A 13,683-nucleotide genomic window follows, 5' to 3' on the forward strand; every position below is an offset into this window, starting at 1 on the left:
ACGACGAGCCCAGGGGCCGGAGTAGGTGTGTGCCGGACCGGGAGCGCCTCACGGCGCGTGGCCGCTCGTAGCGGCTGATGTTGGGACCCGGGGCTGCCGCGGCCCGGCACACGACGACCATTGTAGGACCCGATCAAGCCAGTCCGTGGCGGAGTTCGGCGTGTCCGGAGGTCTCGAGCTGCTCGGCCAGGGTGAGCATCCGGGTGACCTGGTCCTGTCCGACGGCCGGGTCCGCGGCGCGGCCGGTCGCGACGACCCGGGCGAAGGCGGCGGCCCGCAGCAGCACGTCGGCGAACTCGCCCTCGGCGATGCCGCGCAGCACCTGGTCGATCATCGCCTTGAGCTCCTCCGGTCCCGGCGGGTCGGCCACCCCGGCGACGACCCGCGCCACCGGAGCCTGCGCGCGGCCGGCCTCGAACTGGCGGGCCACCCCCGACGGGTCGGCGTAGACCCACGAGCGGAGCAGGTAGAGCCGCCACAGGCAGCCGGCCAGCGAGTCGCCCGGCGCGCTCGACCAGACCTCGGCGATGGTCTCGATGCCCTCGGTGTCGGCGAGGTGGAGCAGCCGGTCGGCGATTGCGCCGTCGTGGCTGTCGCGAGCCCCGCGCACCAACAGGGTCGCTGCCCGGTCGGCCGCCTCGGCGAGCTCCGCGGGGTCGACGCTGCCGCTGGCCGCCTCGATGGTGCGGTCGCCCGGGAGCATCGGGCGGTGGTGACGCCGGTTGCCTTCGCTCACCCGCCCGAGGCTACGCGCGGGCGGGTCAGAACGTCGCAGCCGCGGCGTCGAGGGCGCGCCGCACCTGACGATCGGGGCGCGCGACGTCGGCGACCTCCACGACGGCCAGCCAGCGTCCGTGGCGCACGACGCCGAGAGCGGCGTCGCGGTCGTCGAGGTCGGCGGCGCAACCGCGCTCCCACGCCCGGACGACGCGCTCGATCCGCAGCGCCGAGCGGTGGTCGACGAAGCGGGCGGCGGCCTGGACCGCCTCGCCCGGTCCGCCGAAGTCGCGCAACCGGACCCGGTCGGCACCGACGTCGTGGAACGTGGCCGCGTGGCAGGGGCTCATCACCCGGCTGCCCTCGTCGGCGGTCGAGCGCTCCCGCCAACGGCGGCCGAGGGCGGAGGGAGTCACGAGGTGGGCGTCGGCACCGGTCGCCCGGACCGTCAGGGCGTTGCCGCGCGGCCGCACGGGGGCCTGCGCGACCTTGGTGCGGTCGCCGGAGGGGCGCTGCTTCGCCGGGGCCCCGAGCTCCCCGGGCTCCTCCGGTCGGGGGGTCGGGCTCGGCGAGGCGTCCGGCGAGCGGCGTACGTCGCCACCTCGGTCGCGGGCCGAGGCCGGGGCACCGTCGTCACCGCTGCCGCACGCGGTCACGGTCAGGGCGAGGGCGCCCGCCAGCACGAGGCTGACGGCGCGGCGCAGCGTCCGGGGGGTCATGCGACCAGCGTAGGGAGGATCACGTTCGCTGCCGTGGTGGCGAAACGGCGCGTCGGCCGGTGGGTACCGATCGGTATCCTCTGGGTCGGTCGTCACACGGGTGGAGGGAAACGAGAGCGTGCGCGCACGTCACAGGTTCGGCTCGACGGGTGCCGGGGTGCTCGCCCTGGTGCTCGCTGCGAGCCTGGTCGCCGGCTGCGAGGCCGACGAGGGCGCGGTCCCGCCCCGCGACGAGCCACCCCGGACGGCGGTCGACCGCACGCTGACCTTTGCCGCCTTCGGCCCGGCACCCGAGGTCGACGCCTACCGGTCGCTGGTGTCGGTCTACAACTCGCTCTACGACGACGCCGAGATGGAGGTCGTGTCCTACTCCTCGCGCCAGGAGTTCATGGGCACGATGCGGGAGAGCGGTGAGGTCCCCGACGTCTTCCTCGCCTCCGGGCGCGACCTGAAGTGGCTCGAGGACCGGCAGGTGCTCCAGCCGGTCGACCAGCTGCTGCTCGAGCGCGGCGTCGACTTCGGCGACCTCTACTCCCGAGACTCGGTGCTCGCCTTCAGCTCCGAGAGCCGGCTGCAGTGCATGCCGGTCGGGATCTCGCCGATGGTGATGTTCTACAACACCGAGCTCGTCGACTTCGACGCGATGGTGCGCCGCGGGCTCTCGGCGCCGGCGGAGGAGGGGCTGTCGTGGAACTTCGCCCAGTTCTCCGCGGCGGCCGAGTTCGCGAGCCGTCCCGGGCGCAACACCAAGGGGCTCTACGTCGACCCCTCGCTCGAGGGTCTGGCGCCGTGGATCTACTCAGCCGACGGCCAGCTCTTCGACAGCTCCACCGAGCCGACCCGGCTGACCTTCTCCGACGACAGCACCCTGGCGGCCCTCGAGACGGTGCTGCCGGTGCTGCGCGACCCGCGCCTGACCCTGACCCCGGCCCAGCTCGAGCGTCGCAGCGCCGTCGAGTGGTTCGAGCGCGGAAAGCTCGCGATGATGCCGGGCTACCGCTCGCTGGTGCCCCGGTTGCGCGACGTGCCCGGCCTCCAGTTCGACGTGATCCAGATGCCGTCGGTCGAGCGCAACGCCACGGTCGGGGAGCTGACCGGCATGTGCGTCTCGGCGGAGACCCGCAACACGGCAGCCGCCGCCGACTTCCTGGTCCACATGGCCTCCGCGGTGTCCGTGCGCCGGGTCGCCAGCGAGGGCTACCTGGTCCCGGCCAACCTCGAGGTCGCCTACTCCTCCGACTTCATCCAGCCGGGCCGGGCTCCCGACCACGGCCAGGTCTTCACCAACGCGATCCGCACGATCGTGCTCCCGCCGTTGCTCGACGACGAGCCCGAGCTCGAGCTGACCGTCGCCGACGAGCTCGAGGAGCTGCTCCTCGCGCCGGTCCTGACCGACCTCGAGGCGCTGGCGACCGAGATCGACGAGGAGTCGCGCACCATCTTGGACCCCGAGGGGCTGGCCGAGGAGCAGAGCGAGTCGCCGACGGGGACCGAGAGTCCCTGACGGGCCCGAGCGGCCCGTCCCGGGTCAGTCGCGGGCCTCGGCCTCCGCGGACACGACCGCCTCGACCAGCACCGGCACGGTGAGCCGGCGCTGCCACGAGCGGGCGCCGAGCTCGGCGAGCCGCTCGTCGATGCCGACCTCGAGCGCCTGCGGGTCGCGCGTCGCCGGTGGTGCCCAGAGGATCCGGCGGGCGTAGTCGGGCGTCAGCAGGTTCTCGGTCGGGAGGGTGTGCTGCTCCGCCAGCGCGGACAGCGCCGGCTTGGCGATCTCCAGCCGGCGGGCGGCGACCGGGTCGCGGTCGGCCCACGTGCGCGGCAGCGGGGGACCGTCGCCCCGGGGGGCCCGTGTCGGCAGCTCCTCCTCGGCCATCTCGGCCACCTCGGTGAGGGCGGCCACCCAGCGGGAGGCGTAGCGCTCCGCGCCGCGGCCGTGGAACCCGGCGGTCGAGAGCAGGTCGCGTCGAGTCGTCGGCATCGCCGAGGCGGCCGCGACGATGGCGGAGTCGGGCAGGATCCGGCCCGGGGTCACGTCGCGCTCCTGCGCGATCGCGTCACGGGTCTCCCAGAGGGCTCGCACGGCGCCGAGGCCCCGACGGCCGCGCACCCGGTGGACGCCCGACGTACGCCGCCACGCGTCGATCCGCGGGGTGGGCTCGAAGCTGCGCAGCGCGTCGAACTCCTCGTCCGCCCAGCCCGCCTTGCCGCTCTCCTCGAGCTGCTCGCCGAGCAGGGTGCGGAGCTCGACCAGCGGCTCGACGTCGAGCGCGGCGTACTCCAGCCAGGGGGTGGGCAGCGGACGGGTCGACCAGTCGACGGCGGAGTGCTCCTTGGCCATCCGCTGGCCGAGCTGCGACTCGACGAGGGCGGCGAGGCCGACCCGGGGGTGGCCGAGCAGCCGGCCCGCGAGCTCGGTGTCGAAGAGGGCGGTGGGGGAGAGCCCGACCTCGCGGAGGCAGGGCAGGTCCTGGGTGGCGGCGTGGAGGAGCCACTCCGCGTCGCCGATCGCCTCCTGGAGCGGGTCCATCGACGCGAACGCGATCGGGTCGACGAGGTGGGTGCCGGAGCCCTCGCGGCGCAGCTGGATCAGGTAGGCCCGCGAGGAGTAGCGATAGCCGGAGGCGCGCTCGGCGTCGATCGCGACGGGCCCGGTGCCGGCGGCGATCGCCGCGCAGGTCTCGGCGAGCGCGGCGTCGGAGTCGACGACGGCGGGCAGCGGCTCGCTCAACCGCAGCAGCGGAGCGGGCGGCGGTGGCGGTTCGGTGGGCTCGGTGCCCTCGGGGGTGTCGGGGTCAGGGGTGTTCGGGTCGGTCATCGAGGGTCAGTGTCCCTGACCCCGTTGGCCGCGCCGACTCGGCATGGCCGTCACGCCGGCGGGAACGGGAGGAAGACCGGCGGCGGTGCACATCAGCTCGCCCCACGCCTCGACGTGGCGTCCCAGGTCGGCGGGCTCGCCCGTGGGGGTCCAGGAGGCCCGCACCTCGATCTGGGCGGTGCCGTCGTCCTCGGCCATCCCGCCGAAGCTGTCGGTGGCGACCCGGGTCACCGTGCCGGAGGCGGCGGCGTGGTCGGCGCCGTGGGTGCCGAGGGCCTCGAGCAGCCACGACCAACCGACCTCGGCGAGCATCGGGTCGGTGATCATGTCGAGCTCGATCTCCGCCCGGGCGTAGGCGACGCAGCGGAAGGTGCCGTCCCAGGCGTCGTTGCCAGCCGGGTCGTGGAGCAGGATCAGCCGACCGGTCGCCACGTCGGTGCCGTCGACCGTGACGTCGGCACTGAGCGCGAAGGAGTGGGGGGCGATCCGCTGGGGCGCCGGCATCTCCTCGCAGAAGACCTCGGGGCGCAGGGGCGCGGCGCGCATGGCGGTGACCGCCGCGCCGAACTCGGGCGGCGCTCCGCCCGCACCTGATCCCGGGTGCGCCTCCTGCCGGACGACCATGGGGCCAGCGTAGGTCGCCTCCCCGGTGACGATGTGGGAACACGCCGGGTGACCTGCGAGGCTTGGACCATGCACCACCCTGCGCCCGGGCTGTCCGAGAGCCCGTTCCTGCTGGCGGCGCGCGGCGAGCCCGTGCCCCACACCCCGGTCTGGTTCATGCGCCAGGCAGGCCGTTCGCTGCCGGAGTACCGCGCGATCCGCGAGGGCGTCGCGATGCTCGACGCCTGCATGGACCCCGCGCTGGTCACCGAGATCACCCTCCAGCCGGTCCGGCGCTACGGCGTCGACGCCGCGATCTTCTTCTCCGACATCGTGCTGCCGCTGAAGGCCGTCGGGGTCGACCTCGACATCAAGCCCGGCGTCGGGCCGGTCGTCGCGCAGCCGGTGAGGACCCTCGAGGACGTCGCGGCGATCCCCGACCTCGAGCCGGGCCACGTCCCGTTCATCACCGAGGCGGTCGGCTCCCTGGTCTCCGAGCTCGGGGCGACCCCGCTGATCGGCTTCGCGGGGGCGCCGTTCACGGTGGCGTCCTACCTCGTCGAGGGCGGGCCGTCGAAGGACCACGCGCTGACCAAGGCGATGATGTTCGGCGCTCCCGACGTGTGGGACGCGCTGATGCGCAAGATCGCCGACATCTCTGCCGCCTATCTCGAGGTGCAGGTCGCCGCCGGCGCCTCGGCCGTGCAGCTGTTCGACTCCTGGGCCGGCGCGCTGACGCCGGCCGACTACCGCGACCTGGTCATGCCCCACTCCGCGCGGGTGCTGGCGCGCGCCGGCGGGCTCGGCGTGCCCCGCATCCACTTCGGGGTCGGCACCACCAACCTGCTGGCGATGATGGGCGAGGCCGGCGCCGACGTCGTCGGCGTCGACTGGCGTACGCCGCTGGCCGACGCGCTGCCGCTGGTCGGCGACCGCGTCGTCCAGGGCAACCTCGACCCGACGCTGGTCTTCGCCCCCACCGACGTGATGCTCGCCCGCGCCGCCGAGGTGCTCGACGCCGGCCGCGCCGCGAAGGGCCACGTCTTCAACCTCGGCCACGGCGTCATCCCCGCCACCGACCCCGACCAGCTCGCCCGCCTCACCGACTTCGTCCACGAGCACTCCGGTCGAGGCTGAGCCGCCGGCTCAGCCCTTCTTGCGGGCCGCCTTCTTGGCGGGAGCCTTCTTCGCGGCGCCCTTGAGGCCGACCTCGAGGTGGGTGCCGACGGTACGGGTCTCGAGCCAGGGCTGGTCGGAGACGAGCGAGCTGAGCTTGCCGTGGCCGAAGGTCCGCGGGTCGAAGGAGGGGTGGCTGCGTGCGAGGTGGCTGCCGATCGCCGAGAGGGCGGCCCAGCCGTCGTCCTCCGCCGTCGCGTTGACGGCCTTGGTCAGCACGCTCTGCAGGTTGAGCTGCGGCGCGGACTCGGTGGCCTCCGACTCGTCCTCCGCCTCCGGCTCCTCCTCGCGGCTGGCGTCGGTGCCGAGGACCTCGAGCTGGATGAAGCGGTCGCAGGCGTTCTGCAGCGACACTGGCGTCTTCTGCCGGCCCAGGCCGTAGACGACCTTCCCGGACTCGCGCAGGCGGAGGGCCAGGCTGGTGAAGTCGCTGTCGCTGCTGACGATCGCGAAGGCCTCGACGTTGCCGGCGTAGAGCAGGTCCATCGCGTCGATGATGAGCGCGGAGTCCGTCGAGTTCTTGCCGGTGGTGTAGGCGTTCTGGTGCATCGCCCGGATCGCCCGGGCGTTGAGCTCGCGGGTCCAGCCGCCGAGTCGTGACGACGAGAAGTCACCGTATGCCCGCTTGATCGTGGGCGTGCCGTACTTCGCCAGCTCGTCGAGGATCGCCTCGGCGTACTTCGGGCTGGTGTTGTCGGCGTCGATGAGCACGGCGATCCGGACGGCACTGGAATCGGTCTCCACGGCGCCCACCCTAGGAGACGACGCGCCGGACCCGACCCCGACTAATCTGTAGTAAACAAGTTGAGTTAATGTCGAATGGACCGAGCCCCTGACCCGACCACCCCCAGGAGCACCGCCATGACCCTCACCTTCCACTGGTTCCTGCCGAGCAACGGCGGCGACGGCCGCCACGTCGTCGGCGGCGGCCACGGCGTCAACCCCGGCGCCTCGTCGCGCCCCGCCGACGTTCCCTACCTCGGACAGGTCGCGCGCGCCGCCGCGCAGTCCGGGTTCGAGGCCGCGCTGACGCCGGCCGGCGCCTGGTGCGAGGACGCCTGGCTGACGACCGCGATGCTCAGCCAGGTCAGCGACCGGCTGAAGTTCCTCGTCGCCTTCCGGCCCGGGCTGGTCTCGCCCTACCTCGCCGCCCAGATGGCCGGCACCTTCCAGAACCTCAGCGGCGGCCGGCTGCTGCTCAACGTCGTCACCGGCGGCGAGTCGCACGAGCAGCGGATGTTCGGCGACTTCCTCGACAAGGAGGCCCGCTACGCCCGCTGCGACGAGTTCCTGACCATCGTGCGCCGGCTCTGGTCGGGCGAGACCGTCGACTTCGAGGGCGAGCACCTGCAGGTCGAGGCGGCCCGGCTCGACCAGGTCCCCGACCCGGTCCCCGACCTCTACTTCGGCGGCTCCTCGCCCGCCGCGGGCGCCGTCGCGGCGAAGCACGCCGACGTCTACCTGACCTGGGGCGAGCCGCCGGCCGCGGTCGCCGAGAAGGTCGAGTGGATCCGCGGCCTCGTCGCCGAGGAGCCCACCCGCGACGGCCGGCCGATGCGCTTCGGCATCCGGCTCCACACCATCACCCGCGACACCGCCGAGGAGGCGTGGGCCGAGGCCGACCGGCTGCTCGCCGGCGTCGACGAGGAGACGATCGCCCAGGTCCAGGCGGGCCTGCGCAAGAGCGAGTCGGAGGGCCAGCGCCGGATGCTCGACCTCAACGGCGGCTCGAAGGACTCCCTCGTGATCCACCCCCACCTGTGGGCCGGTGTCGGCCTGGTCCGGGGCGGCGCCGGCACCGCGATGGTCGGCAGCCACGAGGAGGTCGCCGACCTCGTCGAGCAGTACGCCGCCGTCGGGATCGAGGAGTTCGTGCTCTCCGCCTACCCGCACCTCGAGGGCGCCTACACCTTCGGCGAGGGCGTGCTGCCGATCCTGGCCGACCGCGGCCTCTGGAAGGACCCGCGCCCCGAGCGGCGCACGACCAGCGCGGTGCCCTTCGGCGCCGTCGGCACGGCGGCCTCGTGAGTGCCCTCCGGACCGCGGTCGTCGTCGGCAACCCGAAGCCGGCGAGCCGCACGCTCGAGGCGGCGTCCTACGTCGCGCGGCGGCTGACCGGTGACGTCGACGCGCTCGTCGTCGACCTCGCGACGCTCGGGGCCGGGCTGCTCGACTGGTCCGACCCCGAGGTGGGCCGCGTGGTCGAGGAGGTGGCCGCGGCCGACCTGGTCGTGGTCGCGAGCCCGACCTACAAGGGCAGCATCACCGGCCTGCTCAAGCTGTTCCTCGACCGGTTCGCCCCGGGCGACCTCACCGGCGTCGTCGTCCCGCTGATGCTCGGCGGCGGCCCCGGCCACGCGCTGGCGCCCGAGCTCGCGCTGCGGCCCGTGCTCGCCGAGCTGCGCGCGCTGGTCCCGGTCCGGGGGCTCTACGTCCTCGACCGCCAGCACGACGACCCGGCGGCGTACGACGCGTGGCTCGACGAGGCCGTGCCCGTCGTCCGCACCCTCCTCGACCACCTCCCCCGACCGACAGGAGTCCCCGCATGACCACCCCGACCCACGACCGTCCCCACGACCTGGACGCCCGCGCCCTGCGCGACGCATTCGGCACCTACCCCAGCGGGGTGGTCGCCGTCGCCGGCCGCGTGCAGGGCCGGCTGGTCGGCATCGCCGCCAGCTCGTTCACCTCCGTCTCGATCGACCCGCCGCTGCTGTCGGTCTCGGTCGCGACGAGCAGCAACACCTGGCCCGCGCTCCGCGAGGCCGGCCAGATCGGCGTCAGCGTCCTGGCCGACCACCACGACGCGCTGTGCCGTCAGCTCGCGGGGCCGGCCGACGAGCGGTTCGACGACCTCGCGGTCCACACCACCTGCGGCGGTGCGGTGCTGCTCGACGAGGCGGTCGCCCAGTTCACCTGCACCGTCCACGACGAGATCGAGGCCGGCGACCACCTAGTCGTGCTGCTCGCGATCGAGGACCTCCACGTCGAGGGCCACCGGCAACCGCTGGTCTTCCACCGCAGCGGCTTCCAGCGGCTCCACCGCGACGACCTCGACCCCACCCGCCTCGGCGGCCGGATCAACGGCGAGCCGGTCCCCTCCTCCGACGACGACGGGAGCGGCGCCGACAGCCGCGAGGACCGTGAGGGCCGCGAGGTGGACGCCGCGTGAGCCGCCACCGCGTGAAGTCCGCCGACGACGCGCCGCCCTCCCCGCGCCGGGTCGCGGTCGCGGCGTCGGTCGGAGCCACCATCGAGTGGTACGACTTCTTCCTCTACGGCACCGCCGCGGCCGTCGTCTTCGACAAGCTCTACTTCAACGGCCTCGACGGACCGGCCGCCCAGTTCGCCGCCTTCGTGACGTTCGCGGTCGGGTTCTTCGCCCGGCCCGTCGGTGGCATCATCTTCGGCCACTTCGGCGACCGGATCGGGCGCAAGCAGATGCTGCTGCTCACCCTGCTCATCATGGGCATCGGCACCGCGCTGATCGGGCTGCTGCCGACCTACGACCAGATCGGGGTCTGGGCGCCGATCGCGCTGGTGGTGCTGCGGGTGCTGCAGGGCATCGGCGTCGGTGGCGAGTACGGCGGCGCCGTGCTGCTCGCCGTCGAGTACGCACCGGCGAAGCAGCGGGGCTTCCTCGGCAGCTTCGCCCACATCGGCGTCCCCGGCGGGCTGCTGCTGGCCGCGATCGCCTTCTCGGTCGCCGGCCTGCTGCCCGACGAGGCCTTCCTCGCCTGGGGCTGGCGCGCCTGCTTCCTGGTCAGCATCGTGCTCCTCGGCATCGGCGCCTACATCCGGCTGTCGGTGATGGAGACCCCGGCGTTCGCGAAGGTGCAGGAGCAGCGCGAGGTCTCGCGACTGCCGCTGAAGGACCTCGTCCGTCGCCAGCCGAAGCCGCTGCTGCTCGGCATGGGCACCCGCTTCATCGAGGGCTTCACCTTCAACCTGTTCTCCGTCTACCTGCTCGCCTACGTCGTCACCAACCTCGAGCTGCCGCGCAGCTGGGCGCTCACGGGGATCATGGTCGGCGCCACGGTCGGCACGGTGCTGGTCCCCCTGTCGGGAGCCCTGTCCGACCGGGTGGGGCGCAAGCCCGTCTATCGCGCCGGCGCGTGGCTCGGCCTGCTGCTGGCCTTCCCGGTCGCCGCCATGGCGCAGAGCGAGAGCCGGGCGCTGATCTCCGCCGCGCTCGTTCTCGGCCTCGGTCTCGTCTACGGCCTCGTCTACGGCCCGCTCGCGGCCTTCTGGTCCGAGCTCTTCGAGACCCGCTACCGCTACACCGCCCTCAGCACGCTCTACCAGGTCTCCGGGGTGGTCGCCTCCGGCCTCACGCCGCTGATCGCGGCCTGGCTGGTGACCCTCGGCGACGGCACGCTGTGGTGGGTCGCGGGCTACAACGTCGCGGTCGCCGCGATCTCGCTGCTCTCGGCGCGGTTCCTGCCCGAGACCCGGGGCATCGACCTCGACACCGTGGGCCGGTCCGACGCGGCCGTCCCCGACCGGGAGGAGGTTCCGGCCTGACCGGTCAGGACACGTCGACCTCGGCGGCCGGCCGCCGCAGCGGGTGGGCGGCGAGCCAGCGCCGCAGCACCAGCGCGGCCGGGAGGCCGAGGAGCAGGGCGACGAGGGCGAAGGGCAGCACCGCGCCGGTGACGGTGGCGAGCCCGGCGCCGACCTCGCTCAACGCGTCCCACCCGGCCTTCACTCCGCCGACGAACGCGTTGTCGTCGTCCGTCTGCTTCGGGACGGGTGCGGGCTCGGGTGCCTTCTCGAGGTAGACCGTGATCGTCGACATCGACGTCTGGTCCTCCAGCCAGGCCAGCTGGCCCTTCAGCGAGTCGAGCTCGGCCTGGCGCCGGCTGAGCTGGGCCTCGATCGCGACGATGTCGCGGATGTTCTGGGCCCGCGCGAACAGGACCTCGACCCGCTCGAGGCTCTGCTCCTGGGCGCGGATCCGGGCGCGGGTGTCGATGACATCGCCGGTGACGTCCTCGGCCTTGCGGGTCGACCCGGTGACCTCGCCCAGCTTCGCGAGGTCGAGCATCGCGGCGTCGAAGTCGGCAGCCGGGATGCGGAGCACCACCTTGGAGGTCCGGACCTCGCCCTCGGTGCTGGCCATCGTCTTCTCGTCGGCGATCGACCCGCCGTAGGCGTCGACGACCTTCTCGACCCCGACCCGCGCACCGGCGACGTCGTCGCTGCGGACAGTCATCGTCCCGATCTGGATGACGGCGGGAGCCATGCCGACGTCCTCCGCGGGCACGGCCTTGCCCGCGACCCTCGCGACTGACAGGTTCGCGCCGTCGGCGTCGTAGGCCATCTCGTCGGCCGCCTCGACCTCGGTCTCGACGGCGTCGCGGCCGCCGGCCGCCCCGGCGGGTGCGTCGGCGGCGGGCTCGCCGGTCGCGGACTCCTCCGCGCCGGACGAGCAGGCCATCAGGGCCAGGCCCACGGTGAGGAGCAGGGCGGCGATGCGGGTGCGTCGGGTCATGGGCCTCTGACGTCGTGGTGGCACCACCGGTTCCCTACGCTGGGAGGGTGAGCAGCACGGGTCGGGTGGTGGTCGTCGGCGCCGGCGTGGCCGGCCTCGTGGCGGCGTACGACCTGGCGCGGAGCGGCGGCTTCGACGAGGTGCTCGTGCTCGAGGGGTCGCCGGAGGTCGGCGGCAAGCTCCGCACCCGCGAGGTTGGCGGGGTGCGGGTCGACGTCGGAGCCGAGGCGATGCTGGCGCGCCGACCCGAGGGCATCGACCTGGCGGCCGAGCTGGGACTGACGGTCGTCCATCCCGCGACGACGCGGTCGGGGCTGTGGACCCACGGGTCGGTCCGACCGCTGCCGCGCACGCTGATGGGCGTCCCGCTCGACGTCGACGAGCTCGCCGACTCCGGGGTCCTGGGCGAGAGCGCGCTCGCGCGGGTCCGGCTCGAGCCGACGCTGCCCGACTCCGACCTCACCGTCGACCGCAGCGTCGCCGGGCTGGTGGCCGAGCGGTTCGGGCCCGAGGTCGTCGACCAGCTCGTCGAGCCGCTCCTGGGCGGGGTCTACGCCGGCCACGCCGGCCTGCTCTCGGCGCAGGCGACGACCCCGCAGCTGGTCGCGTTGGCCCGGCAGGGCTCGCTGCTCGACGCCGCCGCCCGGCTGCCGCGCAGCGACGCACCGGTCTTCGCCGGCCTCCCCGGCGGCATGGGCGGACTGCCGGCGGCCCTGGTCGCCGCGGGCGGCTTCGAGGTGCGCGTCGACCGGCCGGTCCGCGGCCTCGAGCGCACCGACCACGGGCTCGCCCTCACCGTCGGCTCCACCCACGACCCGCAACGGCTGCTCGCCGGCGCCGTCGTGCTCGCCTGCCCGGCGGCGCCGACGGCCCGACTCCTCGCCGACCTCGCTCCGGACGCCGCGACCGAGCTCGCCGCCGTCGAGAGCGCGTCGATGGCCGTGGTCACCCACGCGTTCCGCGCCGAGGACGCGGGCGCCGCCGACGCCGGGGGGAGCTCCGGTTTCCTGGTGCCGCCGGTCGAGGGGCGCCGGATCAAGGCGTCCACCTTCTCCTTCGCCAAGTGGGACTGGGTGCGGTCGGCCGGGGAGGGGCTGCTGCTCCTGCGGACCTCCGTGGGTCGCCACCGCGAGGAGGCCGACCTCCAGCGCAGCGACCAGGAGCTCGTCGCCAGCTCGCTCGCCGAGCTGCGCGAGGCGGTCGGGCTCGAGGCCCCCCCGGTCGACAGCCACGTCCAGCGGTGGGGCGGCGGACTGCCGCAGTATGCCGTCGGCCACGTCGACCGCGTGGCGCGCGTCCGGTCGGCCGTGTCCCGGGTCCCGGGACTCGCCGTCTGCGGGGCGGCGTACGACGGGGTGGGGATCCCGGCGGTGATCGGGTCGGCCCGCACTGCTGTGGCCTCCCTCACGCAGGCACAATGAGGACATGGTCAACAAGGTCGCCAGCGCCCGCGAGATCAACGCGACGATCCGCTACACCCTGTGGTCGGTCTTCCGGCTGCGCGACGTCCTCGGTGACGCCGACCGCGCGGCCGAGGCGGCCGAGGTCGACGACCTGCTCGGCAAGCTCGACGCCGACGGCACGGTGACCCGCGGGGTCTACGACCTCTCCGGCCTCCGCGCCGACGCCGACGTCATGGTGTGGTGGCACGCCGAGACGCCCGAGCAGGTGCAGGACGCCTACAACCGGTTCCGGCGCACCGCCTTCGGTGGCCGGCTCGACCCGGTGTGGAGCCAGCTCGCGATGCACCGGCCCGCGGAGTTCAACAAGGGCCACGTCCCGGCGTTCATGGCCGACGAGGAGGCGCGCGGCTACGTCTGCGTCTACCCCTTCGTGCGCTCCTACGAGTGGTACCTCCTGCCCGACGAGGAGCGCCGCGAGATGCTCGTCGAGCACGGCATGATGGGCCGCGAGTACGCCGACGTGCGCGCCAACACGGTCGCCTCGTTCGCCCTCGGCGACTACGAGTGGATCCTGGCCTTCGAGTGCGACGAGCTGCACCGCATCGTCGACCTGATGCGTCACCTGCGTTCCTCGACCGCCCGCCGCCACGTCCGCGAGGAGATCCCCTTCTACACCGGTCCCCGCGTCGCCCCCACGGACCTCATCTCCCGCCTCCCCTGAGCCGACCGGGCAGTCAGAGGCCCCAGAACCTCGCC

The 13,683-nt window shown here is 73.8% G+C and carries 14 protein-coding genes; 8 read left to right on the forward strand and 6 right to left on the reverse strand.

What is annotated here, in order from left to right:
* Window positions 1–133: 133 nt before the first annotated feature.
* Complete coding sequence (locus ABD091_RS13790) at window positions 134–736, reverse strand: hypothetical protein (RefSeq protein WP_343919376.1); 603 nt, start codon at window positions 734–736, stop codon at window positions 134–136.
* 25 nt (window positions 737–761) lie between these two features.
* Window positions 762–1,436: a hypothetical protein gene (locus tag ABD091_RS13795; RefSeq protein ID WP_343919378.1), complete on the reverse strand. Its 675-nt coding sequence runs from the start codon at window positions 1,434–1,436 to the stop codon at window positions 762–764.
* Between the two features lie 118 nt (window positions 1,437–1,554).
* Here ABD091_RS13795 and ABD091_RS13800 point away from each other — a divergent pair, with 118 nt between their 5' ends.
* On the forward strand, window positions 1,555–2,940 hold the full coding sequence (locus ABD091_RS13800) for an extracellular solute-binding protein (RefSeq protein WP_343919380.1): 1,386 nt from the start codon (window positions 1,555–1,557) through the stop codon (window positions 2,938–2,940).
* Window positions 2,941–2,964: 24 nt separating this feature from the next.
* Here ABD091_RS13800 and ABD091_RS13805 read toward each other — a convergent pair whose 3' ends face one another.
* Together ABD091_RS13805 and ABD091_RS13810 are read right to left on the reverse strand one after the other, a co-directional pair.
* Window positions 2,965–4,251, reverse strand: coding sequence for an HRDC domain-containing protein (locus ABD091_RS13805; protein ID WP_343919382.1), 1,287 nt, complete (start codon window positions 4,249–4,251; stop codon window positions 2,965–2,967).
* 6 nt (window positions 4,252–4,257) lie between these two features.
* A complete protein-coding gene (locus ABD091_RS13810) occupies window positions 4,258–4,875 on the reverse strand; it encodes a DUF3000 domain-containing protein (RefSeq protein ID WP_343919384.1) in 618 nt (205 codons plus the stop codon).
* 69 nt (window positions 4,876–4,944) lie between these two features.
* Between ABD091_RS13810 and hemE the strand changes: the two genes are divergently transcribed.
* Window positions 4,945–5,991: a uroporphyrinogen decarboxylase gene (gene hemE, locus ABD091_RS13815; RefSeq protein ID WP_343919386.1), complete on the forward strand. Its 1,047-nt coding sequence runs from the start codon at window positions 4,945–4,947 to the stop codon at window positions 5,989–5,991.
* A 9-nt stretch (window positions 5,992–6,000) separates the two neighbouring features.
* Here the strand turns inward: hemE and ABD091_RS13820 are convergent, their stop codons facing one another.
* On the reverse strand, window positions 6,001–6,774 hold the full coding sequence (locus ABD091_RS13820) for an NYN domain-containing protein (RefSeq protein ID WP_343919388.1): 774 nt from the start codon (window positions 6,772–6,774) through the stop codon (window positions 6,001–6,003).
* Window positions 6,775–6,891: 117 nt separating this feature from the next.
* On the opposite strand from ABD091_RS13820, the gene ABD091_RS13825 reads away from it, so the two are divergent.
* Genes ABD091_RS13825 through ABD091_RS13840 form a run of 4 tightly spaced genes read left to right on the forward strand, consistent with a single transcriptional unit; the run spans window position 6,892 to window position 10,554 of the window.
* Window positions 6,892–8,058: an LLM class flavin-dependent oxidoreductase gene (locus ABD091_RS13825; RefSeq protein ID WP_343919390.1), complete on the forward strand. Its 1,167-nt coding sequence runs from the start codon at window positions 6,892–6,894 to the stop codon at window positions 8,056–8,058.
* The gene (locus tag ABD091_RS13830) at window positions 8,055–8,579 is read left to right on the forward strand and encodes an NAD(P)H-dependent oxidoreductase (protein WP_343919392.1); all 525 of its coding nucleotides are present in this window, start codon (window positions 8,055–8,057) and stop codon (window positions 8,577–8,579) included. Before ABD091_RS13825 ends, ABD091_RS13830 begins: the two co-directional genes overlap by 4 nt.
* A complete protein-coding gene (locus tag ABD091_RS13835; RefSeq protein ID WP_343919394.1) occupies window positions 8,576–9,202 on the forward strand; it encodes a flavin reductase family protein in 627 nt (208 codons plus the stop codon). The genes ABD091_RS13830 and ABD091_RS13835 overlap by 4 nt, the downstream gene beginning before the upstream one ends.
* Window positions 9,199–10,554, forward strand: coding sequence for an MFS transporter (locus tag ABD091_RS13840; RefSeq protein WP_343919396.1), 1,356 nt, complete (start codon window positions 9,199–9,201; stop codon window positions 10,552–10,554). Before ABD091_RS13835 ends, ABD091_RS13840 begins: the two co-directional genes overlap by 4 nt.
* 4 nt (window positions 10,555–10,558) lie before the next feature.
* Here ABD091_RS13840 and ABD091_RS13845 read toward each other — a convergent pair whose 3' ends face one another.
* Window positions 10,559–11,524 carry a DUF4349 domain-containing protein gene (locus ABD091_RS13845; RefSeq protein ID WP_343919398.1) on the reverse strand — a complete coding sequence of 322 codons (966 nt, stop codon included), beginning with the start codon at window positions 11,522–11,524 and terminating at the stop codon, window positions 10,559–10,561.
* A gap of 47 nt (window positions 11,525–11,571) precedes the next feature.
* Between ABD091_RS13845 and hemG the strand changes: the two genes are divergently transcribed.
* Window positions 11,572–12,945 (forward strand): protoporphyrinogen oxidase, encoded by a 1,374-nt coding sequence (hemG, locus tag ABD091_RS13850; protein ID WP_343919400.1) that lies wholly within the window; start codon window positions 11,572–11,574, stop codon window positions 12,943–12,945.
* A gap of 4 nt (window positions 12,946–12,949) precedes the next feature.
* Window positions 12,950–13,648, forward strand: coding sequence for a hydrogen peroxide-dependent heme synthase (gene hemQ / locus ABD091_RS13855; protein ID WP_343919402.1), 699 nt, complete (start codon window positions 12,950–12,952; stop codon window positions 13,646–13,648).
* Window positions 13,649–13,683 lie beyond the last annotated feature (35 nt).

The sequence above is a fragment of the Nocardioides aestuarii genome (genome assembly GCF_039527245.1).
In the GTDB taxonomy this organism is placed as follows: domain Bacteria; phylum Actinomycetota; class Actinomycetes; order Propionibacteriales; family Nocardioidaceae; genus Nocardioides; species Nocardioides aestuarii.